The organism is Candidatus Tenderia electrophaga (genome assembly GCA_001447805.1).
GTDB lineage: Bacteria > Pseudomonadota > Gammaproteobacteria > Tenderiales > Tenderiaceae > Tenderia > Tenderia electrophaga.
Map to the genome: position 1 here is coordinate 766,524 of CP013099.1, position 25,025 is coordinate 791,548.

Here is a 25,025-nt window from a genome sequence, read left to right on the forward strand (position 1 = left end):
CAATAACGAGAAGGAGACAGCGATGAAACAACAAAGCAACGAACGCAGCTTCAAGGACCCGGTGTGCGGTATGGAGGTCAGCCGTACGACCGCCATCGAGGAGTGCGTCTATCAGGGTAAGACTTACTACTTCTGTGCCGGGACCTGCCTGGAGGCATTCGAGGCGGAGCCTGAAAAATACCTTCGGCAGCACCGCCAGCATGGGATGAAGAACCAGAAAAAGTAAGTCTGCATGAGCGTGGCTGTCCGGCGGGCTTTGGTGTGCGCCCGCTGACGCAGCATCAATGGAAAGAATTTCACATGAAAGAAAATATTGCGCATTCCGGCGCCTGGGGCATCGCCGCGATCATGATCGTGGTGGCGTCCTGGCTGTTTTACCGATATTTCGCCCCCAAAACATGGCGCGAGTGGGCGGGCGCCGGGGTGGTGCAGGCGTTCATCATCGCGCTGTATGCGGAGATGTACGGGTTCCCGCTCACCATTTACCTGCTCGCGCGGTTTTCCGGCCTGGACAGATACAATCTCAACGCCAACCTCTGGTCCTCGTTGATCGGCCTGGGCGAGACCGGCATGCTGATCTCGATGCTGCTCGGCTATGCGCTGCTGTTTGTCGGTATCGGCATTTTCATACAAGGCTGGCGCGAACTCTACCGCGCGCATCGGCAGAGCCGGCTGGCGACAACAGGTTTGTACGGCCTGGTGCGACATCCTCAGTATACGGGGTTGTTCGTCGGACTCTTCGGCGAGGGTGTGGTGCATTGGCCGACGCTGTTCTCGGTGGGCCTGTTTCCCGTCATCGTGCTGGTCTACGGCTTGCTGGCGCGCAGTGAGGAAAAACGGATGGTTGAACGGTTTGGTGACGAATACCGCGCCTATCGACGGCGGGTGCCGATGTTTTTTCCACGCCCGGGCCAATGGCGGCAGCTGGTGGAACGTTCCAATGCAAGGGAGGAGGACAAAGATGACCCACCCCAACGGTGATGATGTTGCGAGAACGCAGCGGACAGTCGGATTTGCGGGCCGGGCGTTTCTGAGACGCGGTGCCGGGCATGATAAAGGAGACGATATATGATGACGAGAGCGCGTCGTTTCTACGACTGCACGCTGAGCGAGAAGCTGCTCTATACGGCGTTTCTGCTGCTCATGGGCGTCGGCTATCTGATGGCGCTGGTGTATCTGTACACCAGTTTTGAGGGCTACGATGACAAGCCCGGTGTCTCCATCGAGGATATCGTCTACAACTATTACGGCAACCGCAGCGGCACGCGGCTGGAGGCGGCGATCCGCGGCCCCATGGCCGGCTATATCCAACAAGCTGAAGACCGCCATCAAATCGTGGCCTGGCTCCAGTCCGGCGCGCCCGAGCGGGGCTACCGCGACACCGTGCGGCCGATTTTCGAACGCTCGTGCCTGCAATGCCACAGCCCGGCCTCCGGGCTCGACGTCCCCGATCTCTCCACCTACGAGGGGATCCAGTCGGTCGCCGAGGTGGATACCGGCGAGTCGTTGCATACGCTGATGAAACTGTCCCACATCCACCTGTTCGGCGTCGGACTGGTCGCCCTGGGGATCGGCCTCATCTTCCGCCTCGCCGCCTTGGCGACCTGGTTCAAGGCGACCCTGATGGTGCTGCCGTTCGCGGTGATCTTTGTCGATATCCTGGCCTGGTTCCTGACCAAGTGGGACCCGGTCTACGCCTACACGGTGGTGGCGGCCGGTATCCTGCTCGGGCTGGCGTGGGCGGGACAGATCCTGATCTCGCTGTATCAACTCTGGTTCCTGAGAGCGCCGCAAGAAGAAAAAAATTCAGTCCGCCAGGATTAGGGGGGCAAGACATGTTTGCTCATCATGTAAAGCCATTCTGGAGAGTCGTACCTTTGGGTGCCGAGCAGAAAAAGCTCGAACCTATGCGCATCGTCGACAGCGTCACCTGCGGCAATTACTTCGATATGCCGGGCGACGACATATACCACGTCAAGGTGTGGATTCGCCGCGGCGGTGTACGCGTGGCTGAGTGTTTCCCGGTGCAGGCGTTGTCGCAGGTATGAGAAAGGCGCGCGCCCTTACATGGCCGGTGAGGCGCTATGGGTTGCAGGGCCTGCTGGGTGTTGTGGTGGCGTTCGTCACAGCGCTTGTGGTGATGCACTTGGTGGGCGCTGACATCGACTGGAGGGGCGGCTATGTCAGCAACCTGGCAAACGAGCCGTTCGGCTGGATCTTTATTGTCGGTACTTTCGTGCATGGGTGGGGCAACCTGGCCCTGACCCTGGGGCTGCGCGGTGCACTCCATCCCGGTCGATTGCGGACCTGGGCGGTCCTGCTCTTTGGCCTGGCTGCCGTGGGTATTTTGCTGGCGCCGCGCGGTTCGCCTCGGCGGCGAGCGCGCCACGTCCTCACTGCTGCTGGCGGCCCTCGGGATTGCGGCACTGGGGCTGTTCAATTTTTACAAGGTCACGCGGATTCCGGCCTCCGTCATCGTCGGCGTGTTTCTGTGGCTTGCCGTGCTCAAATCCGGCGTGCACGCGACCCTTGCCGGGGTGGCCATCGGTCTCGCGAGTCCGCTGAAGGCAAGCCAAAACGGCCGGTCCTTTTCGCCGTTGCGGGAGGCCGAGCATTCACTCTATCCCTGGGCGGCGCTCGGCGTGGTACCGGTGTTCGCGTTTTTCAATTCCGGCATCGTGCTCTCCATGGCCACTGTCAGCACATTGGTTTTGCCAGCGTCGTTGGGCATTGTGCTGGGGCTGTTTGTCGGCAAGCAACTGGGCATATTCGGCGCCGTGTGGCTCGCCGTGCGCGTCGGCGTGGCGCAGCTGCCGGACGGAAGCGGTTGGTGGCAGCTTTACGGCGTGGCGCTGATCGCCGGCATCGGCTTCACCATGAGCCTGTTCATCGCCGGCCTGGCGTTTTCCGATCCGGCGCTGTTTCGCAGCGCGCGCTTGAGCGTTGTGGCCGGTTCGCTGGCATCCGCCCTGCTTGGGGCGGCGGTGTTGTGGTGGGCACGCCGCCGGCGGACCAAGGTGACGGCGAGCGATGTGGAGCCGTTTCCATGATTACCGTACTGGCCCTGCTAACCCATGCGTCTGTACGCCCGACGCAATGAGGAACGTGACATGACCACACAAACCGAGGCAACGGGTCGCACGACGACCGAGGCGCATACATGGTAACCGTACGGCAACACAACGGACTGGCGACGCTGCCGTTCTTTTTGCTCATGGCGGCGGTCTTCACTGTCTATGTGGGGTACGGCATCGTGTTGCCTTTACTGCCCTTCCTGCTGGAACGCCTGCTGGGCGATGCGGCCCGCTTTTCGGTCGCCTGGCACACCGGCATGATCGCCGCGATCTACATGTTCGCGCTGTTCATGGGTGCGCCGCTGTGGGGAAGGGTCTCGGACCGTATCGGCCGAAGGCCGGTGATCCTGCTGGGCCTGGGCGGCTGCGTGGTCGCCCTCGCGTCCTTCGGTTTGGCGACCAACCTGTGGCTGGCCTACCTGGCGCGCGGTCTCGGCGGAGCCCTGGTGTCCGCCGTCTTGCCCGTGGCCCTGGCCTATGTGAGTGATACGAGCTTACCGGAAGCGCGGGCACGCCGCTTCGCCTGGATGACTGCCGCCACCACGCTGGGCTTTATGGCGGGGCCCCTGCTCGGCGGTTGGCTCACGGATCTGCAGGTCGGGGGATTGGTGGAGGTGGGAGCGGGTGGTTCGTTTTCGGCGCCGTTCTTTGCCGCGGCCGCCGGCGGCGGCGTGATCTGGCTGGCGGTCTGGCGCTGGCTGCCCGCTATTTCGCCCACAACCGGCCCGGTTACGATGCGGCCTGCTGCGCACAACACCCAGTCGGTGAATGTATTGTTATTGCTGGCGCTGCTGGGCATGTTCGGTCTGGGTGTCTTCGAGGTCGCCATCGCCTTGCAGGGCCAGCAGGTGCTGGGGCTCGATCCGTTGCAGATCGGCTTGATGTTCATGGAGTGCAGCCTGGTGATGGTGGCGGTCCAGGTGCTGGTGTTCTCACCGCTCGTTCGGCGTGTCGGCTTCCGGTTCATCATCGCGCCGGCCTTCTTGGCGATGGCAGTCGGGGTAGGTTTACTACCGTCAGTAGCCGATTTGAATTGGCTTGCGCTGCTGGTCGGGTTATTCGCCGCCGGCTCGGGGATTCTGATTCCGATGCTGGCGTACCGGGTTTCATTGAACGCGGGTTTTGCTCAAGGGGAAGCGCTTGGCAAGCAGACCGCGGCCGCCAGTCTGGGCCAGGGGCTGGGTTCGGCGGCGGCCGGCGGGTTGTACGGTTTCGCCATCGAGGCGCCGTTCTGGCTGACGGCGACGTTGCTGTTGATTGGGGCGTTGGTTGGCCTGGCGCGTCCCTCTAACAATCAACCAAGTGCAGACGACTAACAGGAGTGAGTCCGCATGGATGAGCATTCAGCACACGAAACCGACATCAAGAAAGGCAGCATCTCCCTGCTCGGCGGGATTGCGATGGGCACCGGCGTCATGATCGGCGCGGGCATCTTTGCGCTCACCGGTCAGATTGCGGAGCTCGCGGGACCGCTGTTTCCGCTTTCCTTCGTCGCCGGCGCGCTGGTGACGGCGCTCGCCGCCTACAGCTATATCAAAATGTCCAACGCCTGGCCGTCCTCAGGCGGGATCGCCATGATCCTGCAAAAGGCTTACGGTCCCGGTGTCGTAGCGGCCTCGGCTTCGCTGCTGATGGCGCTCTCGATGGTGATCAACGAAAGCCTGGTCGCGCGGACATTCGCGAGCTATGTCCTGCGGCCCTTCGATCTCGAGAAAAACGGTCTGCTGATTTCAGCGCTCGCGCTGGCGCTCATCATTTTTGCCTTTTTCGTGAACGCGGCCGGCAACCGATCGGTCAGCGGCGTTTCGCTGTTCATGTCCGTAATCAAGATCGGCGGCATCGCGACTTTCGCCATCGCCGCGATTTGGGCGAACGGGTTGTCCTCGGGCGCGTTCGCGGAACCTGTCTCTTTGTCGACAGCCGACGCGCTGCTAGCTTCGGTGGCGTTCTCCATTCTGGCCTTCAAGGGCTTCACGACCATCACCAATAGCGGCGGCGAAATTGTCGACCCGCATCGCAATGTCGGGAGGACTATCTTCTATTCTATCGCCATTTGCATCGTGATCTACTTGCTCGTCGCGATCGCCGTCGGCTCCAGCCTCGATATTTCCGAAATCGTCGCGGCGCGCGACACATCGCTGGCGGCAGCAGCGCGCCCGGCCCTGGGCGACATTGGCTTCTATTTCACCATTGCGATCGCGATATCGGCAACGACCTCGGGGGTTATCGCGAGCGTCTTCGCCGTGTCTCGAATGCTCACGATGCTGACCGAGATGAAGATGATCCCGCACAGCCATTTCGGTATGAAAGGCGGCATCCGCAGCCATATGCTGCTCTATACGGTCGTCATTGCCGGCATGCTGGCCGTCCTGTTCGACCTGTCGCGTATCGCATCGCTCGGCGCCTTCTTCTATCTGGTGATGGACATGCTGGTGCATTGGGGCGTTTTCCGCGGTCTGCGCGAGGAAATTGGTGCGCGGGCCTCGGTGCTCCTCGCGGCTCTCGCCGCGGACGCCGTCGTGCTCGCCGCATTCACCGCGGTGAAATTGCAGAGCGATCCCGCCGTCGTCGTTTATGCCGTGATCGGTATCGGGGTCGTTTTTATGCTCGAATGGGTCTTTCTCTCCCGCAGGCGCTCATCGAGCTCCTCCGATGAGCATGCCCATTGATGTTTGCGCTTCTCTTTGCGCACCATCGCCTGATCAATGTTTTCACATCGGCTGTCAAAAGAGTTACTTGATGGAGCACACGGTACTCACCGGTATTATCGGTCTTCTCGCCGCCTCAGTGGCGTTGCTGGCCCTGTTCGAACGTATCGGGCTGCCGATTCTACTGGCTTATCTGCTGGTCGGGATCGTTCTCGGTCCCAGCGGCTTATCCTGGATTCCCCATACCCGGGATCTGCATTTCCTCGCCGAGTTCGGGGTGGTGCTGCTGCTGTTCACCATCGGCCTGGAATTCTCTCTGGGCCGGCTGTGGACCTTGCGCAAACAGGTATTCGGACTCGGGGGCGCCCAGGTGGTGGTCACCGCTGCGCTCGGTGCGCTGTTGGCCTGGGGAGTGGGGCTCGGTCCGGGCGCGGCCTTCGTGGTGGGCGGGGCGCTGGCCCTGTCCTCGACGGCGGTGGTGTCACGCGAGCTCAGTCGCAGGGATGAACTCGGTCAGCCGCACGGTCGTCTTGCGGTGGCGGTGTTGATCTTTCAGGACCTGGCCGTGGTTCCTTTCCTGATCCTGATCCCGGTGCTGGCCGGCGACTCGGGCAATGGTGTTTGGGGCGTGATCGGATCGGCCCTGTTGACCGGTGCCATCGTCATCGCGCTGATGATGGCGGCGGGCCAGTGGATGTTGCGGCCGTTGTTCCGGCGTATCGCCGAACGCGGTTCAGAAGAGCTGTTCACATTGACGGCACTGTTGTTTGCACTCGCGGCGTCATGGATTACCGAGTTCGCGGGATTGTCATTGGCCCTGGGTGCTTTTCTCGCCGGCGTGATGCTCGGCGAGACCGAGTACAGACACCGTCTCAGTGAAGAGATCCGACCGTTTCGTGATGTGCTGCTGGGATTCTTTTTTGTGGTGATCGGCATGATGCTGGATCTGGCGGCGATGGGGGCGCTGTTGCCGTGGGTGCTGCTGGCGCTGGTCATGTTGCTGCTGGTGAAGACATTGACTACCACCGTACTGGCGCGGTTGTTCAGTGTGCCACGCGGCGCCGCCCTGCATACGGCGTTATTGTTGTGTCAGGGCGGCGAGTTCGGCCTGGTGCTGGTGATGCTGGCGGCTAAGGAGGGGCTGCTGAGACCCTCCGTCGAGCAGGTGGTGCTCGGCACGATCATCCTGAGCATTGCGCTGACGCCATTGCTGGTCGTTTGGGCGGGCCCGCTGTCACGCAAGATCTGTTTTCGCGAGGCCGGCGTTCGCGATTGAGCGGCGCCAGGTGGCAAATGACCAATGGAGGACACGGCGATGAGACGCGACAGTGAAAAAGTGAAAGACCCGGTGTGCCACATGTGGGTGGCGCCGGAGCAGTACGCGATCAACTATCAGGGCATGGACTTCGCCTTCTGCTCGCAGCAGTGCAAGGACCGCTTCCTGGCCAACCCGCACTTATATATTGGTGTGCCGGGCGAGCCGGCGCCGAAGCAGCAAGGGCAGGCGGTGGTCAAGCGCCGCCGCCTGCGCCTGGAGCAACCCTTGTCGGCATCGGCGGCGCAGCAGGTCGGCGAGCAACTCCGCGCCATGATGGGGGTGTATGCGGTGGACATCGATGCGAACGAGTTGACCCTCACCTACGACCTGCTGCAGGCAACGGCCGGGCAGATCGAGGCGACCCTGCAACAGGCCGGCGCCCGCCTGGGCGGCGGCTGGAGCGAAAAGTTGCGCCGCGCTTTTGTTCACTACCTCGAAGAGAACGAGGTGGCGAGCCGGGAGGTGCAGCCCGGCCCGCATGGGCACGGCGGCCATCACCATAGCTGAAGCGTGCACGCGGGCTTGGTCAAGAGACTTGTGGCTGGGCGGTCGTCGTTCAGCTGAATCGCGCCACAGAGAATCGTTGGGAGCATACGCGATGGAGACCGAACACCGGATCAGGCTGGCGGACGGCCGCACGCTCGCGTGCCTGGAACTGGGTGATCCTGGTGGAGCGCCGGTGTTGTACTTCCACGGCTATCCAGGCTCGCGCCTCGAGGCCCGGTTGGCAGCGCGGCCCGCGGTACATCTCGGCCTGCGGCTGCTTGCGCCCGACCGTCCCGGCTTCGGCGAATCCAGCTTCCAGCCGGGGCGGACACTGAGCGCCTGGTGCGGCGATGTCGCACAGCTGGCGGACCAGCTCGATGTGGAACGCTTCGCCGTTGCAGGGGTCTCCGGCGGCGGACCCTATGCCTTGGCCTGCGCTGCGCGCATCCCGAAGCGCCTCGCCCGGGTGGCATTGGTAGGCGCCCTGGGACCGCTGGTGGGCATGCGCTCTACACGCGGCATGGTGACACTGAATCGCCTGGCCTTGGCACTGGCGGCAAGATCGCCGCCACTGGCACGGCTTGCCATCGATCTGGCGGCGCGATGGCTGCGGCATCGCCCGGAGCGCTTCCTCGCCCATATGTTGGCTGGAGCGCCCGAGGCGGACCGCAAAGTGCTTGCCGATGCGGATTACCGTGCATTGCTCGCTGCGAGTACGGCGGAGGCGCTGCGCCAGGGCGGGCGGGGTGTCGCGTGGGAACTGACGCTGTTGGCCCGGCCGTGGGATTTCAGCCTGCAGGAGGTGTCTGTGCCAGTGCGGCTCTGGCAGGGGCTGTCCGACAACATCGTACCGCCGGTGATGGCCCGCGGTCTGGTCGGCGCGTTGTCGACCACCGAGGTCCACTACCTGCCCGGGGAGGGCCACCTCTCGCTCATCGCGCGCCGGCTTGCCCCGGTGCTTGAGAACCTATGTGCCTAACAACAAAAAAGGAGGCAAGCCATGAATGATTCGCCACGCGGCCACCACCAGGAACCGCCAAGGCCTGAACCCGAAGTCATCAAGCTTGACATTGACGAGGATGGCTCTCCGGTCACGCTGGAACCGGGAAGCTGGTTCGTCTGTTTCGTGCCGGGTCTCCAGAAACAGTGGTGGCACCCGTTCGTCAACAAGCGCCACAAGCACGTGTTCGCCCTGCGCCCGGCGGGCAGGGACGAATGGACCCTGTTCGAGCCGTGGTGGCACCGCCTGCTCACGGCCAGCATCACTGCGGAACAGGCGCGCAAGTTTCTGCTCTGGGGTGCCCAGGGCGACGTCCTGCTGGTGCGCGAGGCCATTCCCGGGCACGGGAGCCAGGTGCGCGGGTGGATGACCTGCGCGGCGCTGGCCTCCTATCTGCTGGGGCGCAAGTACTGGGTATGGACGCCGCACGGGCTTTACAAGCTGCTGCTGCAGGAACCCGGTGTTTGCCGGGTGGATGTTTCCGTGCTGTTGGAAAGTGATCTGGCCTCACTCGCCGCACCGGGTACCCGCATGGTCGCGGCCTGCCCGAAATGCGCATCGGGTGCCCCCCGGCCGCCCGGTGCGCCAAAGCCGTTCTGCATGAACTGCGGCCGCGACCTGACACCCGGTTGGGGTGACAAGGTGCGGGCGCAGAGCCGGGGGCGGGCTGCCTGAAGGCGTCCGATAGGGCAATGCAGGCATGTCAGGAATGGAACAGGCGGACATGATGCAGTCGCAGGGCCCTCAGGTACAGGCCTGCGCCGCTGAGGAGCGATGGTCTTCGGGGCGGCGAATCATCCCGGCCCTGGGTACGCCGCTGGCCTCCATTTTCGGCAGCGGGTTCCTGGTGATCGTGCCGGTGCTGGCCAGCGGCGTGGGGCCGTATGCGGTGTGGGCGATGCTGGCGGTGGCCTTTGTCGCGTTCCATACCGGCGCCATCGTGCGCCATAACATCCTGTGCGCCGAGCCGGTGCTGGCGGCGAGCAATCAGCGTGCGACGCTCGTGCTCGAACGGCTGTCGGACGCGGCGCTGGTCCTGGCCTATGTGGTGTCCGTCTGCCTCTATATTCACATCCTGAGTGCCTTCGTGCTCGGTGCTGTCGGGCTGGATTCCGGTTTCAACAAGAGCCTGCTCACCACAGTGGTGATCGGGCTGATTACGGTGATCGGCATCCTGGGCGGCTTGAAGCCGCTGGAGCGGCTGGAACGCTGGGCGCTGTATGTGACGTTTCTGATGCTGGCCCTGCTGCTGATCGGCTTTGCCGTTTACGACGCACAGCTTTACCTGGATACCGGGCGTTTCGCGCTGCCGGCCCTGCCGCAGCGCTCCGGCTGGGAAATGCTGACCATCGTGGCCGGCACCCTGATCGTGGTGCAGGGCTTCGAGACCCCGCGCTATCTCGGCCGCCGCTTCGACACCGGGACGCGGATCCGGGCCTCGCGCTGGTCGCAGTACGTCTCCCTCTCGATCTATGTCGCCTTCGTCGCCCTGGCATTGCCCATCGTGCCGGTGCTGAACGGGCACTACGCCGACAACAGTCTCATTCAGCTGGCCGCGGCGGTCTCGGTGCTGCTGGCGATGCCGCTGGTCCTGGCCGCCGGCCTGTCGCAGTTTTCCGCCGCGGTGGCGGATACCCTGGCGGCCGCGGGCAATCTTGAGGAGGTCACGCGGCGGCGGCTCAGCCAGCGTTGGGGTTATCTTCTCGTCGCTGTTTCGGCCATGCTGCTCGCCTGGACCGGTTCGACCTTTACGGTGATCGCGCTGGCGTCGCGCGCCTTTGCGTTGTACTACCTGTTGCAATGTCTGGTAGCGTTATCGGTGTGCAGGAACCGCCGCGAACGGCTGCGCTTCTTGCTGGTGGCGCTGGCGCTGGGGTTTGTCCTGCTGTTTGCCGTGCCGGCCGGTTGAACGACGGTTGCCATGGGGCATCTTGACGGGCCAATGTGTTCACCTGTCTCGTGCCGGCTGGGCCTGGCGATGGGCGTCTTTATTTCACGGTGAGCGGATCGGCATGATGACGATATTGGGCGTGTTGTTGACGCTGGCGGCGCTGGCCAACGCCGGGGCCGGTGCGCGATAGTTCAGGATGGCGATTGATGACGACACAGGGTATGAAAGGTATGAATGGTTGTAAACAGGACAGATATAGACGGGATATGAGCTATTCATTTCAGTACCGGCGGGCGCGCGCATGGCGTACCTGAGCCGCTTCATTCGCATCAGCTGGGCGCTGTGGGCGTACCTGTTGTGGTGGGGCCTGGTCCGTCTGCACTGGCTGCATCCCAAGCTTTCTCCGGCGCGCAAGTTCGCCGGCATGCTGGCGGGGCTGGGGACGACGTTCATCAAGCTGGGGCAGGGGCTGAGCCTGCGCCGCGACCTGTTGCCGGACGACTATATCGAGGCCCTGCAGACCCTGCAGGACCGGGTGGCGCCGTTCGACGGCAAGGTGGCCGAGCTGGAGATCGAGCGGGCGCTGGGTGCGCCGATCCATGAGCTGTTTGCCGAGTTCGATGAACAAGCGCTGGCCGCGGCGTCCATCGCCCAGGTTCACCGCGCCCGCCTCCACGATGGCCGGGACGTCGTGGTCAAGGTGCGCCGCCCGGCCATCAAGGCGCAGGTGGCGCGCGACATGCGCCTGCTGAAACTCGCGGTCAGGCTGCTCGCGGCACTGGTCCCGCGGCTGCGCCAGTTCCAGCCGCTCGCCATCATCGAGGAGATAGATAACGGACTGCAGCAGGAGATGGACTTTCGGCGCGAGGCGCGCAACGTCAAGCGTTTCGTGCAAATGTTCAAGGATTCGCAGACGATCTATGTCCCCGCCATCGTGGACGATCTCTATACCGACGCGGTGCTGGTCCAGATACGCAGCGGTGGGCGCCGGATCGATGATCCCGCGGTCAAGGAGCACGGCCCGGCGCTGGCGCAGGCGCTGGTGGACGCCTATTTAAAACAGTTTTTTCTACACGGCCTGTTTCACGGCGACCCCCACCCCGGCAACCTGTTCATCATGGACGACGGGCGCATCTGTCTGCACGACTTCGGTCTGGTGGGATTTCTCGATCAGCGCAGTCGCAAGAACCTCGCCGCCGCCATGCAGGCCTTCGTGCAGCGCGACAGTGGCTGGTTGCTGGATGCCTACCAGGATCTGGGCTTGATCGCCGGCGACTTGGGCCGCGCCGAATTCATGCGCGGTCTGGAAGAGCTGCTGGAAGACTATGCCGCGCTGCCCATGAAGGACTGGTCGTTCAGCGAGGCGTTTATCGCCATGATGCGCCTGGGGCAGGGGCGCAACGTGCGGGTGCCGCATAACCTGCTGGTCTACCTGCGGGCGTCCTTGCTCACCGAGTCGGCGGTGCGGGCCCTGGACCGCGACTTCAACGTCGTGCAGGGCTTAATCGCGGGCGAACGACAGATCAGGGACGCTATCACGTCGCGCGCCAGCGAGGCCATGAAGTCGCGTTTGAAATACGAGGCGGCCGAGGCGCTCCAGGAATTGCCCCAGACCCTCGCGGAGGGGGTGCGCAGGCTGCGCCGGGAAGGATTCCAGTGGCGCTTGCACCACCGGGGCCTGAAGGATCTCGAATCCCATCTCGACCGCAGCAGCAACCGCCTGGCGTTGGCGCTGGTATCCCTCGGTCTGTACATCGCCGCGTCGTTGCTCATGCAGTTTGAATTGGCGCCCCGCGTGGCGGGCATCCCGGTGCCCGCCTTGATCGGCTACGGGCTGGCATTCTGGTTTACGATTCGACTGGTGCGCGGCATCTCGCGCTCGGGTCAATTATAGGAGAGGCGCCATGAAACAAAGCGATCAGGTGGAATGTCCGGTGTGCGGCATGCGGGTGGGCAGGCACGACCGCGAGATCAGTTATCGGCAGATGAATTTCGCCTTCTGCTCCGAGCAGTGCCGGGCGCGCTTCCTTGCCCACCCGCATCTCTATGTCGGTTATCCGGGCCAGGCGGCGCCCAAGCAGAACGGCCAGGTGGCGCTCAAACGCAGGCGCCTGCATCTTCAGCAGCCGCTTTCCACCGAAGGGGAGGTGCTTGTCGGCGAGATGCTGCGCGGCCTGATGGGGATCGACGCCGTCACGGTCAGTGGCGATACGATCGAGATCACTTACGACCTGCTCCAGGTGAGTCTGGAGGAATTGGAGAGCGCAATCACCGCCGCCGGAACCCGCCTGGGAGAGGGGTGGCCGGAGCGTTTACGCCGCGCCCTGATCCACGCCAGCGAAGAGTCGGAAATCGAAGCCCGTGAAGCCACGCCGCCCCATCACTATCTTCCCTGACACGGGGTCCGCCGGTTTTTCCTGTGTGCCGCGGCTGGCGGTCGAGGCCGGGGTGAGCCAGGGCTGGCGCCGCTACGTGGGCGAGCGCGGCGCGGTGCTCGGCGTGGAGCGTTTCGGCGCCTCGGCGCCGGGGCCGGAGCTGCTGCGCCAATACGGCTTCACGGTGGAGAACGTCTGCCGGCGGGCGCGGGCCCATGAATGAACGTTTTGCGAGGAGAGGTATGTGAATCAGAATATTGACCCGGACGAGGCTTACAACAAGTCGCTGGCGCTGCTCCAACACAGCGCCACGGCGGACGGTTTCGTCGCCAGCCCCAGCGAGCGTGACAACTACCGGCGCGTGTGGGGCCGTGACGGCACCATCATCTCGCTGGCGGCCCTGCTCACGGGTGACAGCGAGCTGATCGGCGCGGCGCGGCGGACCTTCGAGACCCTGGCCGAGTATCAGGGACCCCATGGTGAGATTCCCAGTAATGTCGATACCGTGACGCAACGCATCAGCTACGGCGGCACCACCGGGCGCATCGACGCCAATCTCTGGTTTCTCATCGGCTGCGGCGAATACTGGCGGGCGACCGGCGATGACGAATTTCTGCAACGCCTGCTGCCCGCCATCGAGAAGGTGCGCTTCCTGCTCGGCGCCTGGGAATTCAACAACCGCGGGCTCATCTATGTCCCGCTGACCGGCGACTGGGCCGACGAGTACCTGCACAACGGCTACGTGCTCTACGACCAGCTGCTGTACCTGCAGGCGCAACGCACGCTGGCGCGCATCCACGCCGCGGTGCACGGCTCCCACGACCACGCGCTCAACGAAAAGATCAGCCGCCTGCGCCATCTCCTGCGCGCCAACTACTGGTTCGACGACGGCGACGTGCCGGATGACGCCTACCACGAAGTGCTCTACGAAAAGGGGCGCGCCGCCGCCTCGCCCCACTGCGCCGGACGGCACTGGATGCCCTTCTTCTCGCCCGCCGGCTACGGCTACCGTTTCGACGCCTTTGCCAACGTGCTGGTCTCGCTGCTGGACGTGGCCGACGACGCGCAGCGCGGCAAGGTGGACGCCTTCATCGCCGGTGAAGTCACCCGTGATGACTTGCCGCTGCTGCCCGCCTTCCACCCGGTCATCGAACCGGTGGACGCGGACTGGGAGGACCTGCAGGTGATGTTCTCCTATACTTTCAAGAACAAGCCCTATGAGTTCCACAACGGCGGCCTGTGGCCCATGGTCACCGGCTTCTACGTGGCCGACCTGGCGCGGCGACAACAAACAGATAAAGCCGAAAAATATCTGCAGGCGATCCATCGCGCCAATGCCATGAGCATGGCGGGTGAAGCCTGGGGCTTCCCCGAATTCGTGCACGGCCGCAAGCTCACGCCCGGCGGCACCCGACAGCAGGGCTGGAGCGCGGCGGCGGCGATCATCGGCCGCCATGCGCTGGACGGACAAGCTGTTTTGAGGATCGATGGCGATGAAAACTGACATTCTGCTGTGCCCGGATCTGGACCGCAGCCGGCTGCCCGACGGCGACGGCGCGCAGCCCGAATCGCTCGAGCTGGCGCGCGCCTACGCAAGCCTGAAATCTCATTGCAGAACAACGGAAATTTGAAGAATGGAGCAATATAAGAAAAACAGTCTGACGCTCACCGGCGCCGTCGCCATGGGCACCGGAGTCATGATCGGCGCCGGGATATTCGCGCTGACCGGTCAGGTGGCGGAATTGACGGGCGAGCTGTTTCCGCTGGCCTTTGTCGCGGCGGCGGCGGTGACCGCGTTCAGCGCCTACACTTATATCAAGGTGTCCAGGGCCCACCCTTCGGCCGGCGGCATCGCCATGTATCTGGAAAAGGCCTATGGCAAGGGCGTGACCACCGCCTTCTGCGCCCTGCTGATGTATTTTTCCATGGTGATCAACGAGAGCCTGGTGGCGCGCACCTTCGGCAGCTACACGCTGCAACTGTTCGATATCGATCAGAGCAGTTGGCTGGTGCCGTTGCTGGGGGTGGGGCTGCTCGTCTTCGCCTTTGCCGTGAACATTTCCGGTAACCGCCTCATCGGGACATTTTCTCTGTGGATGGCCGTCATCAAGATCGGCGGTATCGCCGTGTTCGCGCTGGTTGGTTTGTGGCTGGCCGATTTTTCCTTCACTACCACCCCGCCGGTCGGGATCAAAGAGGCCTCGGCGGGCGGATTTCTGGCGGCCGTGGCGTTGGCGATCTTGGCCTACAAGGGCTTCACCACCATCACCAACAGCGGCTCGGAGCTGGTGGAGCCGCAGCGCAACGTCGGGCGCGCCATTATCATCTCCATTGTCCTGTGCACGGTGCTTTATCTAATCGTCGCCCTGGCGGTCAATGCCAACCTTTCCCTGGCGGAGATCATCCGCGCCAAGGACTTTTCCCTGGCCCAGGCGGCGCGGCCGGCGTTCGGGCAATCGGGCCTGTGGTTCACGGTGCTGCTGGCCATCGTGGCGACCGTGTCCGGCATCATCGCCAGTGTCTTCGCCGTGTCGCGCATGTTGGCCATGCTGACCGAAATGAAACTGGTGCCTCACCGTCACCTCGGCATGCCGGGAACCATTCAGCGCCACACGCTGGTGTACACCATCGTGCTGGCCATGGCGCTGACTATCTTTTTCGATCTCAGTCGCATCGCCTCCCTGGGCGCCATTTTCTATATCGTCATGGACATCGCCGTGCATTGGGGTGTGTTGCGGCATCTGCGCCGGGAGCTGGACGCCAATGGGCTGATCCTGGTGACGGCGATCGTGCTGGATGTGATCGTGCTCGGCGCCTTTGTGATGGTCAAGGCGTCCAGCGATCCATGGCTGTTGCTGTTCGCGCTGGCGGCCATGCTGCTGATCCTGGCCGGGACCTGGTTTTATCTGCGCAACGGTGTCCCTGAAGGCGAGGGGCACGAACACGGCTGATGCCGGATACCTGGACACAGGCGGGTAGGCATGGCGGCGCATCCTCCGCCACTCCACTTGTTTCCGATGTTCGTCAAAAAAAGGAGATTCGCGTTATGGCAACACAACATGAACACCACGCCGGGCATGGCGGCCACGAAGCGCAGGGGCGGGGCCACTCGGGCCACGACCATGCCGCCATGATCGCCGACTTTCGGCGCCGCTTCTGGGCGGCGCTGGTGCTGACCGTACCCATCCTGGCGCTGTCGCCCATGATCCAGGCCTTTCTCGGTTTGGAGGCGCTGGCATTCGCCGGCGACGCCTACGTGCTGCTGGCGCTGTCCAGCGTGGTGTTCTTCTACGGCGGCTGGCCCTTCCTCAGGGGGCTGATGAGCGAACTGGGCAAGCGTCAGCCGGGCATGATGACGCTGATCTCGCTGGCCATCAGCGTGGCCTATTTTTATTCCGCCGCGGTGGTGCTGGGTGTCGCGGGCAAGGTGTTCTTCTGGGAGCTGGCCACCCTGATCGATGTCATGCTGCTGGGCCACTGGATCGAGATGCGCTCGGTGATGGGGGCCTCCGGCGCGCTGGAAAAACTGGTGAAATTGATGCCCGCCGAGGCCCACCGTGTCACCGACGACGGCACGGAGGATGTGCCGGTCACCGAACTCAAACGCGGCGACCGCGTGCTGGTCAAGCCCGGCGAGAAGATCCCGATCGACGGCACGGTCGTCGAAGGACGCACGTCCGTCAACCAAGCCATGCTCACCGGCGAGAGCCAGCCGGTGGAGAAGGGCGAGGGCGACGATGTCATCGGCGGCGCGGTGAACGGCGAGTCGAGCGTTACGGTGGAGGTGCACAAGACCGGCGACGAGACCTATCTGTCGCAGGTGATCGACATGGTGCGCAAGGCCCAGGAGAGCCGCTCGCGCACCCAGGACCTGGCCAACCGCGCCGCCTTTTGGCTGACCATGATCGCCCTCGGCGTGGGCTTCGCCACGCTGGCGGTCTGGCTGCTGCTGGGGCGGGAATTCCAGTTCGCCCTGGCGCGCATGGTGACGGTGATGGTGATCGCCTGTCCCCACGCCCTGGGCCTGGCCGTGCCGCTGGTGGTGGCGGTCTCCACCTCTTTGTCGGCGCGCCACGGTCTGCTGATCCGCGACCGTTCCGCCTTCGAGCGCTCGCGCGGCCTGGAGGCGGTGGTGTTCGACAAGACCGGTACGCTCACCGAGGGGCGCTTCGGCGTCAGCGACATCATCCGTCTGGGTGATCAGGACGAAGATGAACTCCTGGCCCTGGCCGCGGCCCTGGAGGGCAGTTCCGAGCACCCCATCGCCGCCGGGATCGTTGACAAGGCCAAGGAAAAAGCGTTGGCACTGGAGCGCCCCAAAGCGTTCAAGTCCATCCCCGGCAAGGGCGCCCAGGCCCAGGTGGGCGGACGGAATATCAAGGTGGTCAGCCCCGGCTATCTCAAGGAGAACGACCTGGCTGTGGACCACGACCGGGTGCGCCAGGTGGCGGACGAGGGCAAGACGGTGGTCTATGTCCTGATCGACGACCAACCCGCCGGCGCCATCGCCCTGGCCGACATCATCCGCGAGGAGTCGCGCGAGGCCCTGCAGCGCCTCAAGACCATGGGTGTGCAGGTGATGATGCTCACCGGTGACGCCGAGGCGGTGGCGCGCTGGGTGGCCAAGGAATTGGAACTGGACGACTACTTCGCCGAGGTGCTGCCCGACCAGAAGGCCGACAAGATCAAAGAGGTCAAACAGCGCGGCCTGCGCGTGGCCATGGTGGGCGACGGCGTCAACGACGCCCCGGCCCTGGTGGAGGCCGATGTGGGCATCGCCATCGGCGCCGGCACCGACGTGGCCATCGAATCGGCCGACATCGTACTGGTACGCTCCGACCCGCGCGACGTGGCCGCCATCGTCGAACTGGCGCGCGCCACCTACGGCAAGATGATCCAGAACCTGTGGTGGGCGGCGGGCTACAACATCGTCGCCATCCCGCTGGCTGCGGGAGTGTTATACAGCGTCGGCGTGCTGCTGTCGCCGGCCATGGGCGCGGTGCTGATGTCGGTGTCCACGGTGATCGTGGCCATAAACGCCAAGCTGCTTGAGCGGACAACGCTCTCATCGGAACCGCAAGGCGCGGCGGCCTAGCGACGATATCGAGGAAGCGGCGGCCCATGCTCCGTTTGGCATTTCGACAACTCCTGAGCGAGCCGTGGCGGACCCTGATGACCTGCTGCGCCATCGGCGCCGCCGTGGCGGTGATCCTGTTGTTGGAGGGCTTCCAGCAGGGGTTGTTGATCCAGTTGCGCGAGGCGGTATTGAACCGGGGCGCCGATCTGATCGTAACGCAATCGGGGGTGAGCAACTTTATCGGCAGTCGTTCTCTGCTGCCGCAGTTGAGCCGTCGCCGCATCGAGGCCGTGGCCGGTGTCAAGGCGGCGCACCCCATGACCCTGGTGCCGGTGATCTATGAGCAGGCGGGTGAAATGCGCCCCATCTTTTTCGTGGTCTACGATACCGCGGGCGGGCCGGCCCGATTGAGCGCCGGCCGGGAGGTGCGCAAGCCGCGCGAGATTGTCATTGACGAGTCCCTGGCGCAGTTTTATCGATTGGCCCCCGGTGATCCCTTTGTGGTGGCTGATTATGAGTTTCGCATCGCCGGAATCGCACAACAGGCCTCAGCCTTTTTTACCGCCTTTGCCTTCATCAATTACGACGACATGATCGATTTCTACTTCGACTCGGATCTGGTGGGCGATATCAGCAATCTGCCCCTGCTCAGTTATCTGTTAGTGGAACTGGAGCCGGGTGTGGATCGCAATGTCATCCGGCCGTTGATCGAGGCGGCGGAGCCGGCGGGGGATGTCTATACCCCACAGCAGATCGCCAACAACGACATGGCCCTGGGGCGCACCTTGTTCGGGCCGGTGCTGGGGGTGATGATCGGCGCCGGCTATGTCATCGCCCTGTTGGTCGTGGGCATGATTATGTTCGCCGTCGCCCACGGCCGTCTGCGTAGCCTCGGGGTGCTCAAGGCCCTGGGTTTCACCAATGGGGCCTTGAGTCGCGAGATGGTGTTGGAGGCTGTGGCCTTAAGCTTGTTGGCCTTGCCCGTGGCCCTGCTGTTGGCGCAGGCGGCCAGCGGGATGATCGAGACCCAGGCCCCGCTTTATTTGGTGCCGGTGGCGGAACCAGGGCCCTTGCTGCGCACCTTGTTGGGGGCCATGCTGTTGGCCATAGTGGGGGCGCTGTTGCCGCTGCGCTACATCGCCCGTCTCGATCCCGCCATCGTATTCAGGGGCTGAGATGCTGCGTTGGAGCCTGAAAAATCTCCTGGCCGAACCGCTGCGTTTGCTGGCCGGCGCCATGGCGGTGGCGATCTCCTTCATCCTGGTGATCTTTTTCGATGCCGTGTTCGAGGGGGAATCGGAACAGATGGTGGCCTACCTGGAGGAGATGGAGGCCGATGTCTGGGTGATGCAGAAGGGGGTCTCCAACATGCATATGGCCTCGTCACTGTTGTGGGACTGGAAGGTGGACCGGGTGGCCGAGATGGACGGCGTGGCGCAGACCTCCTCTATCCTCTATCTCAATGCCGCCATCAAGGCGAGTGGACGTGACTGGTTCTCCTACATCATCGGCCTCGATCCGGATACCCAGTGGGGCGGGCCCTGGGATGTGGTCGAAGGGGAGGCGATCCCGGGGCCCGGCGAGGCGGTGATCCCGGTGGTGATGGCGCGCCTGGCGGGACTGGAGTTGGGTGATTGGGTGACCTTGATCGACCGTGAACTGCGCATTGTCGGGCTGACGCGCGGGACCTTCTCCATGTCCAGCGCGGTGGTCTTCGTCTCCCACGAGGACCTGGGCGATTTGATCGAGGCCAAGGATCAGGTCAGTTACATCATGGTCAAAACGGTGCCGGGGATGGTGCCGGAGACCGTAGCGGCGCGCATCCGGCAAGCGGTGGACAAGGTCAACGCCTTGGCCAGCGCTGAGTTTATCGCCCGGGACCGCAAGATGGCACTGCAGATGGGGGCCGAGATCATCTTTATGATGACTATTATCGGCACCCTGCTGGCCCTGGTGATCGTCGCCTTCAGCGCCTACACTCAGACGGCCCGCAAGCAACGGGAGCTGGCCATCGCCAAGGCGCTGGGGTTTCACACTGCCCAACTGTTTGGTGCGGCCTTGTTGCAGACCCTGGTGTTGACGCTGTTGGGGCTGTTGTTAGCTAGCGTGATCGCGTATGCCCTGTTGCCGTTGTTGCCTGAATTGCTGCCCCAGATCACCTTGGCGGTCAAACCGCACACCCTGCTGACCATGGTCGTCGTTGCGCTCCCCGTGGCCCTGTTGGCCAGTCTGGGGCCGGTGGCCAAGGTGGCCAGGGTGGATCCCCTGTTGGTGTTTAAGCGTTGAGGTGAGCCGTGGCTGAACAACCGATTCTAAGCGTGCGACAGCTGAGTAAGCGCTTCGGCAGCGGCAAGGCCCTGGTACGTGCGGTGGACAGGGTGGATTTGGATATCGCGTCGGGCGAACTGGTGTTGATTATGGGACCCTCCGGCTCCGGCAAGACCACGCTGCTCTCCATGCTGGGGGCGCTGCTCAGGCCCACTGAGGGCAAGGTGGCGGTGGCGGGTCGGGAAATCACCGATTTCGCTCAGGCACAGTTGGCCCGGCTGCGTGCACAGCAGATTGGCTTTGTCTTCCAGGCCTTTAATCTGATGGAGGCGCTGAGCGTGGAGGAGAACGTGCTATTGCCCGCCCAGCTGGCCCCCGGCGGCGTCAAGGCGGCCCGACCACGGGCGGCGGAGCTATTATCCCGCCTGGGCCTGACAGCGCGCGCCGGCGCCCTGCCCCACACCCTTTCGGGAGGTGAGCAACAGCGGGTGGCCATCGCCCGTGCCCTGATCAACCGACCACCTATCCTGTTGGCCGACGAGCCCACCGGTAATCTCGATTCCCATCGCGGCCAGGAGGTGATGATGATCCTCCACGATATTGCCCGTGACGAGGGCTGTGCCGTGGTGATGGTGACTCACGATCCCCGGGTGGAAGAGATTGCCGACCGGGTGCTGTGGCTGGAGGACGGGGCCCTGCGGGATCGCCGGAGCGACAGGCACGACTGGGTGCAGGACCCGGTCTGTGGCATGCGCGTGGATGCCTGGACGGCCATGGTGAAGACGCTGTATCAGGGGCAGCAACATGTGTTTTGTTCGGAGCGTTGTCTGCAGCGGTTCAATGAGGCGCCGGAACGATATGTCCACAACGATTAGGCAAACATGGTTGAATACAGCTCAAACGCAATACTTGATCCGTTTGTTATTATTTAAACGATGAATAACTACACGGTTACTCCTATGATTTTGGCCTTGGCGCTCACCGCCTGTGACTCCTCTCCCCAGGATCCGGCTAGCGCCCTGGAGACCCTCTCCGGCCCTGCCGTGGAGCGTTCTCACGATCCGGAATTGGTCGTACTGGGCGAGTCGGTCTACCGTGAGCACTGCGCCCAGTGTCATGGTGACCGAGGCCAGGGGGATCCCAATTGGCGTCAACGCGACGCCGAGGGCATGTTCCCGCCACCGCCCTTGAACGGAACCGGTCACGCCTGGCACCACTCCAAACAGTGGTTGAAGCAGATGATCCTCAACGGCAGCGCGCCGGGTAAGGGCAAGATGCCGGGCTGGCGCGGGCAATTGAGCGACCGGGAGATCGATGCGGTGATCGAGTGGTTTCAATCGCGCTGGCCCAATCCCGTCTATGCCGCCTGGTATCAGAATCAGCAGCGTAATCGCGGTCTGCGTTAAGGTGAGGAGCGGCAATGAACGAGGAGTTGATCCGACAGAGTTCCGGCATTGGGTTGCACGACATGCCCTGGGGATTTTTGCTCATGGCGGCGATAGTGATCGTCTTGATTATCGTGGTTAAGAATTTGTTGAAGTAACGAGAGGAGAACGCTGATGTCTAATTACGGTTTTAGTGTGCAATTGTCCTGTGGTTTTGATGAGGCGGTGGCCAAGGTGACCGAGGCGCTGGGTAACGAGGGCTTCGGTGTGCTTACGGATATCGATGTGCAGGCGACACTCAAGAAAAAGCTTGATCATGAGCGTCTGCCCTACCGCATCCTCGGTGCCTGCAATCCGCCCTTAGCGAAACAGGCCATCGAGGCCGATCCGGATATCGGTTTGTTGCTGCCCTGCAACGTCGTGGTGCGGGAAGAGGATGATGGCGCCATCACAGTGGCTTTTATGGACCCAGCGGCGGTCTTGCAGCTGGTAGACAAGCCCGGTGTGGCGCAGATCGCCGAGACGGTGCGGGGCAAGTTGGAGAGAGTGGCGAAGAGTCTGGAGGATTGATAAACATTGACCGTAGGTTGGGGTAAGCGCAGCGCACCCCAACGCGTCAGACCTGTAGGGGCAGCACCCGGCGCCTGGAAGAAATAGGTGGGTTGCAGCCATAAGGCATGAAGGGTAAGCGCATGCCGCGTACCCCAGCGCTTGGGGGCGCGGAAAGGGCGCCGTGTTGGGGTGCGCGGAATGCGCTTACCCCAACCTACGCCAAGGCATGGAATTGAGGCATTCTAATGGGCAAAGCGGAAAAGACCATCCATCTCTCCATCGGCGGCATGAGCTGCGCTGGCTGTGTCGCGACAGTCGAGGAGGCGTTGCAAAAGGCACCGGGAGTGCGGCGCGCCAGTGTCAACTTCGCCGAGCACAGCGCCGACGTGGAAGGTGAGGTGGACACCGATACACTGGTCCAGGCTGTCGAGGCGGCCGGTTACGAGGCGGCCGAGTTGCAGGGCACCGCAGCAGAGGCCGAGGAGAAGGAGGCGGCCGAGCAGGCCCACTACCGCGAGCTGCTGAAGAAGACGGGGGTGGCGGCGGCGCTGGGCGCGCCACTGGTGTTGCTCAGCGTCACCGGCAATATGCCCGAGTTGAGCGGGGCGGGGCGTTGGTTCTGGGGCGTGGTCGGGCTGATCACCCTCTTCGTCATGCGCTATTCCGGCGGCCGTTTCTTCACCGGCGCCTGGAAGTCATTCCGCAATCACAACGCCAACATGGATACGCTCATCGCTCTAGGCACCGGCGCGGCCTGGTTGTTCTCCATACTCATCATCCTGGTGCCGACCTTGGTGCCGGAGCAGGCGCGCCACGTCTATTTCGAGGCGGCGCTGATCATCATCGCCCTGATCAACTTCGGCTCGGCGTTGGAGATGCGCGCCCGCGGCAAGACCTCGGAGGCGATCAAGCGCCTTATCGGCCTGCAACCGAAAACGGCGCGGGTGGTGCGTGACGGCCGCGAACAGGACGTGCCCATCGAGCAGGTGGGGCTGAACGAAACCCTGCGGGTGCGGCCGGGCGAGAAGATCGCCGTGGACGGCGAGATCATCGAGGGTCACTCCAATATCGACGAGTCCATGCTCACCGGCGAGCCCATGCCGGTGGCGAAGCAGGTGGGTGATGAGGTGGCCGCCGGGACCATGAACAAGTCCGGCACCTTCTTGTACCGCGCCACCCGCATCGGTAAGGACACCGCCCTGGCGCGCATTATCCAGATGGTGCGCCAGGCCCAGAACGCCAAACCGGCCATCGGCCGCCTGGCCGACAAGGTCTCCGCGGTATTCGTGCCCACGGTGCTGATCATTGCCGTGATTACCTTGATAACCTGGTTCAATTTTGGGCCGGACCCCAAGGTCTCCTACATGCTGGTGGCCACCATGACGGTGCTGATCATCGCCTGCCCCTGCGCCCTGGGGCTGGCCACGCCCATCTCCATCATGGTCGGCGTGGGCAAGGCGGCCGAGTACGGCGTGTTGATCCGCAACGGCGAGGCGCTGCAGCGCGCCGGCCAGCTCACCACCATCGTGCTGGACAAGACCGGCACCGTGACCGAGGGGCGGCCCGCCGTGACCGAACTGGTACCGATCGAAGGCGATGAATCACAGCTGCTGCAATTGGCCGCCAGCCTGGAGGCGGGTTCCGAACACCCGCTGGCCGAGGCCATCGTCACGGCGGCGCAAGCGCGCAATCTGGAATTGGGGTCGACCCAAAACTTCAATGCCATTACCGGACACGGTGTGGAGGGTGAGGTGGACGGCCGCCGACTATTGCTGGGCAACCGCAAGCTGATGACGGAGCGCGGCATCGATATCGGCGCCCATGAAGATCAGGCGCAACGGCTGGCCGACCAGGGCCAGACGCCCATGTTCGTGGCCGCCGACGGCCGCTATCTGGGCATCGTCTCGGTGGCCGACACCATCAAAGAGGATTCGCGGGCGGCCATCGAACGGTTGCATCAAAACGGCCTCAAGGTGGTGATGATTACCGGCGATAATCAAGCCACCGCTGCGGCGGTGGCGAAACAGGTGGGCATTGATGAGGTGATGGCCGAGGTGCTGCCGGAAGACAAATCGGACAAGGTGGCCGCACTGCAAAAGCGCGGTGAGGTGGTGGCCATGGTGGGCGACGGCATCAACGACGCCCCGGCGTTGGCGCGCGCCGACGTGGGCTTCGCCATCGGCTCCGGCACCGACGTCGCTATCGAGAGTGCCGACATCACCCTGATGCGCGGCTCGCTGCACGGCGTGGCGGATGCCATCAGTATCTCCAAGGCCACGGTGGGTAACATCAAACAGAACCTGTTCGGCGCCTTTGTCTACAACAGCCTGGGCATCCCCGTCGCCGCCGGCATCCTGTTCCCCGTCACCGGTCTGCTGCTCAACCCCATGATCGCCGGCGCGGCCATGGCCATGTCGTCGGTGACGGTGGTGAGCAATGCCAATCGGCTGCGTTGGTTCAAGCCGCACAGGAGCGGGTCATGAGTCTTTGGGTGAACCTGTTGGGTCTGTTCTTGATCGGCTTTATCGTCTGGTGGTTTTGGCTGGCCAGGCCCGCACAGGTGCGCGCGGTGAGCGACAGCGTCGACGTGATTGTCGATAACGGCGTGTATACACCCGCCACCATTGAAGTGAACAGCGGTGCGACGGTCAACTTGAATTTTATCCGCCGTGACGCCTCACCCTGCGCCGAGCAAGTCATTTTCCCGGATTTGGAGATCAGCGTCGAGTTGCCGCTAAATCAAACTAAGCGGGTGGAGATTACGCCGCCGCAGGCGGGCGAATTTGCGTTTACCTGTCAGATGGGCATGTATCGCGGCATGCTGATTGTGAAGTGATTCGTCGCTACCCCAGCGATATATAGATTCATGCGACCCGCTTCTGACAAAGCCCAGCCCCCGGGGGTATAATAACCAACCTCACAATGTGACGCGCATGCAGGCGCTGCGCGAT

General features: G+C 63.4%; 23 protein-coding genes and 1 pseudogene. 23 read left to right on the forward strand and 1 reads right to left on the reverse strand.

Annotated features, from left to right (window positions below):
• The first annotated feature begins 22 nt into the window (after positions 1-22).
• From Tel_03535 to Tel_03585, 11 genes and pseudogenes are all read left to right on the forward strand, one after another.
• Positions 23-226, forward strand: a complete 204-nt coding sequence (locus Tel_03535; GenBank protein ALP52288.1) for a hypothetical protein — start codon at positions 23-25, stop codon at positions 224-226.
• A 74-nt stretch (positions 227-300) separates the two neighbouring features.
• Entirely contained in the window at positions 301-981 is a 681-nt protein-coding gene (locus Tel_03540) for an isoprenylcysteine carboxyl methyltransferase (protein ID ALP52289.1), read from the forward strand.
• An 87-nt stretch (positions 982-1,068) separates the two neighbouring features.
• Entirely contained in the window at positions 1,069-1,824 is a 756-nt protein-coding gene (locus tag Tel_03545; GenBank protein ALP52290.1) for a hypothetical protein, read from the forward strand.
• Positions 1,825-2,378: 554 nt separating this feature from the next.
• Positions 2,379-3,050 (forward strand): annotated as a pseudogene (locus Tel_03550) (sodium:proton antiporter).
• Between the two features lie 110 nt (positions 3,051-3,160).
• Positions 3,161-4,390 (forward strand): hypothetical protein, encoded by a 1,230-nt coding sequence (locus Tel_03555; protein ALP52291.1) that lies wholly within the window; start codon positions 3,161-3,163, stop codon positions 4,388-4,390.
• A gap of 15 nt (positions 4,391-4,405) precedes the next feature.
• A complete protein-coding gene (locus Tel_03560) occupies positions 4,406-5,743 on the forward strand; it encodes an amino acid permease (protein ALP52292.1) in 1,338 nt (445 codons plus the stop codon).
• Positions 5,744-5,813: 70 nt separating this feature from the next.
• Positions 5,814-6,998: a hypothetical protein gene (locus Tel_03565; GenBank protein ID ALP52293.1), complete on the forward strand. Its 1,185-nt coding sequence runs from the start codon at positions 5,814-5,816 to the stop codon at positions 6,996-6,998.
• 81 nt (positions 6,999-7,079) lie between these two features.
• On the forward strand, positions 7,080-7,547 hold the full coding sequence (locus Tel_03570) for a hypothetical protein (protein ALP54724.1): 468 nt from the start codon (positions 7,080-7,082) through the stop codon (positions 7,545-7,547).
• A gap of 91 nt (positions 7,548-7,638) precedes the next feature.
• Positions 7,639-8,505: a hypothetical protein gene (locus Tel_03575; protein ALP52294.1), complete on the forward strand. Its 867-nt coding sequence runs from the start codon at positions 7,639-7,641 to the stop codon at positions 8,503-8,505.
• Between the two features lie 21 nt (positions 8,506-8,526).
• Positions 8,527-9,201: a hypothetical protein gene (locus Tel_03580; protein ID ALP52295.1), complete on the forward strand. Its 675-nt coding sequence runs from the start codon at positions 8,527-8,529 to the stop codon at positions 9,199-9,201.
• Positions 9,202-9,235: 34 nt separating this feature from the next.
• A complete protein-coding gene (locus tag Tel_03585) occupies positions 9,236-10,435 on the forward strand; it encodes a hypothetical protein (protein ID ALP52296.1) in 1,200 nt (399 codons plus the stop codon).
• Between the two features lie 84 nt (positions 10,436-10,519).
• On the opposite strand, the gene Tel_03590 is transcribed toward Tel_03585, so the two are convergent.
• Positions 10,520-10,720, reverse strand: a complete 201-nt coding sequence (locus Tel_03590; GenBank protein ALP52297.1) for a hypothetical protein — start codon at positions 10,718-10,720, stop codon at positions 10,520-10,522.
• Between Tel_03590 and Tel_03595 the strand changes: the two genes are divergently transcribed.
• The 12 genes from Tel_03595 to Tel_03650 all read left to right on the forward strand — a co-directional run bounded on the left by Tel_03595 (position 10,719) and on the right by Tel_03650 (position 24,910).
• The gene (locus Tel_03595) at positions 10,719-12,311 is read left to right on the forward strand and encodes a hypothetical protein (GenBank protein ALP52298.1); all 1,593 of its coding nucleotides are present in this window, start codon (positions 10,719-10,721) and stop codon (positions 12,309-12,311) included. The genes Tel_03590 and Tel_03595 overlap by 2 nt on opposite strands.
• Positions 12,312-12,321: 10 nt before the next feature.
• Complete coding sequence (locus tag Tel_03600) at positions 12,322-12,813, forward strand: hypothetical protein (GenBank protein ID ALP52299.1); 492 nt, start codon at positions 12,322-12,324, stop codon at positions 12,811-12,813.
• 223 nt (positions 12,814-13,036) lie between these two features.
• Positions 13,037-14,296: a glycogen debranching protein gene (locus Tel_03605; protein ID ALP52300.1), complete on the forward strand. Its 1,260-nt coding sequence runs from the start codon at positions 13,037-13,039 to the stop codon at positions 14,294-14,296.
• Between the two features lie 130 nt (positions 14,297-14,426).
• Positions 14,427-15,743 (forward strand): amino acid permease, encoded by a 1,317-nt coding sequence (locus Tel_03610; protein ID ALP52301.1) that lies wholly within the window; start codon positions 14,427-14,429, stop codon positions 15,741-15,743.
• 95 nt (positions 15,744-15,838) lie between these two features.
• The gene (locus Tel_03615; protein ID ALP52302.1) at positions 15,839-17,887 is read left to right on the forward strand and encodes an ATPase; all 2,049 of its coding nucleotides are present in this window, start codon (positions 15,839-15,841) and stop codon (positions 17,885-17,887) included.
• Between the two features lie 26 nt (positions 17,888-17,913).
• Positions 17,914-19,044, forward strand: a complete 1,131-nt coding sequence (locus tag Tel_03620) for a hypothetical protein (GenBank protein ID ALP52303.1) — start codon at positions 17,914-17,916, stop codon at positions 19,042-19,044.
• 1 nt (position 19,045) lies between these two features.
• Positions 19,046-20,155, forward strand: coding sequence for a hypothetical protein (locus Tel_03625; protein ID ALP52304.1), 1,110 nt, complete (start codon positions 19,046-19,048; stop codon positions 20,153-20,155).
• Positions 20,156-20,163: 8 nt separating this feature from the next.
• Positions 20,164-21,012 (forward strand): hypothetical protein, encoded by an 849-nt coding sequence (locus Tel_03630; protein ID ALP52305.1) that lies wholly within the window; start codon positions 20,164-20,166, stop codon positions 21,010-21,012.
• 84 nt (positions 21,013-21,096) lie between these two features.
• Positions 21,097-21,543, forward strand: coding sequence for a hypothetical protein (locus Tel_03635; protein ALP52306.1), 447 nt, complete (start codon positions 21,097-21,099; stop codon positions 21,541-21,543).
• A gap of 153 nt (positions 21,544-21,696) precedes the next feature.
• Positions 21,697-22,092, forward strand: a complete 396-nt coding sequence (locus Tel_03640; protein ID ALP52307.1) for a hypothetical protein — start codon at positions 21,697-21,699, stop codon at positions 22,090-22,092.
• Between the two features lie 227 nt (positions 22,093-22,319).
• Complete coding sequence (copA, locus tag Tel_03645) at positions 22,320-24,557, forward strand: copper-transporting ATPase (GenBank protein ID ALP52308.1); 2,238 nt, start codon at positions 22,320-22,322, stop codon at positions 24,555-24,557.
• On the forward strand, positions 24,554-24,910 hold the full coding sequence (locus Tel_03650; GenBank protein ALP52309.1) for a plastocyanin: 357 nt from the start codon (positions 24,554-24,556) through the stop codon (positions 24,908-24,910). Before copA ends, Tel_03650 begins: the two co-directional genes overlap by 4 nt.
• The last annotated feature ends 115 nt before the right edge of the window (positions 24,911-25,025 follow it).

Excerpts from the sequence above, each read along its gene's own strand:
- Tel_03535 (ALP52288.1), top strand. The coding sequence starts at position 23 with ATGAAACAACAAAGCAACGAACGCAGCTTCAAGGACCCGGTGTGCGGT.
- Tel_03580 (ALP52295.1), top strand. The coding sequence starts at position 8,527 with ATGAATGATTCGCCACGCGGCCACCACCAGGAACCGCCAAGGCCTGAA.
- Tel_03585 (ALP52296.1), top strand. The coding sequence starts at position 9,236 with ATGGAACAGGCGGACATGATGCAGTCGCAGGGCCCTCAGGTACAGGCC.
- Tel_03620 (ALP52303.1), top strand. The coding sequence starts at position 17,914 with ATGCTCCGTTTGGCATTTCGACAACTCCTGAGCGAGCCGTGGCGGACC.
- Tel_03570 (ALP54724.1), top strand. The coding sequence starts at position 7,080 with ATGTGGGTGGCGCCGGAGCAGTACGCGATCAACTATCAGGGCATGGAC.
- Tel_03650 (ALP52309.1), top strand. The coding sequence starts at position 24,554 with ATGAGTCTTTGGGTGAACCTGTTGGGTCTGTTCTTGATCGGCTTTATC.
- copA (ALP52308.1), top strand. The coding sequence starts at position 22,320 with ATGGGCAAAGCGGAAAAGACCATCCATCTCTCCATCGGCGGCATGAGC.
- Tel_03615 (ALP52302.1), top strand. The coding sequence starts at position 15,839 with ATGGCAACACAACATGAACACCACGCCGGGCATGGCGGCCACGAAGCG.
- Tel_03590 (ALP52297.1), bottom strand. The coding sequence starts at position 10,720 with ATGCGCGCGCCCGCCGGTACTGAAATGAATAGCTCATATCCCGTCTAT.
- Tel_03610 (ALP52301.1), top strand. The coding sequence starts at position 14,427 with ATGGAGCAATATAAGAAAAACAGTCTGACGCTCACCGGCGCCGTCGCC.
- Tel_03640 (ALP52307.1), top strand. The coding sequence starts at position 21,697 with ATGTCTAATTACGGTTTTAGTGTGCAATTGTCCTGTGGTTTTGATGAG.
- Tel_03575 (ALP52294.1), top strand. The coding sequence starts at position 7,639 with ATGGAGACCGAACACCGGATCAGGCTGGCGGACGGCCGCACGCTCGCG.
- Tel_03565 (ALP52293.1), top strand. The coding sequence starts at position 5,814 with ATGGAGCACACGGTACTCACCGGTATTATCGGTCTTCTCGCCGCCTCA.
- Tel_03625 (ALP52304.1), top strand. The coding sequence starts at position 19,046 with ATGCTGCGTTGGAGCCTGAAAAATCTCCTGGCCGAACCGCTGCGTTTG.
- Tel_03540 (ALP52289.1), top strand. The coding sequence starts at position 301 with ATGAAAGAAAATATTGCGCATTCCGGCGCCTGGGGCATCGCCGCGATC.
- Tel_03600 (ALP52299.1), top strand. The coding sequence starts at position 12,322 with ATGAAACAAAGCGATCAGGTGGAATGTCCGGTGTGCGGCATGCGGGTG.
- Tel_03555 (ALP52291.1), top strand. The coding sequence starts at position 3,161 with ATGGTAACCGTACGGCAACACAACGGACTGGCGACGCTGCCGTTCTTT.
- Tel_03560 (ALP52292.1), top strand. The coding sequence starts at position 4,406 with ATGGATGAGCATTCAGCACACGAAACCGACATCAAGAAAGGCAGCATC.
- Tel_03545 (ALP52290.1), top strand. The coding sequence starts at position 1,069 with ATGATGACGAGAGCGCGTCGTTTCTACGACTGCACGCTGAGCGAGAAG.
- Tel_03595 (ALP52298.1), top strand. The coding sequence starts at position 10,719 with ATGGCGTACCTGAGCCGCTTCATTCGCATCAGCTGGGCGCTGTGGGCG.
- Tel_03635 (ALP52306.1), top strand. The coding sequence starts at position 21,097 with ATGATTTTGGCCTTGGCGCTCACCGCCTGTGACTCCTCTCCCCAGGAT.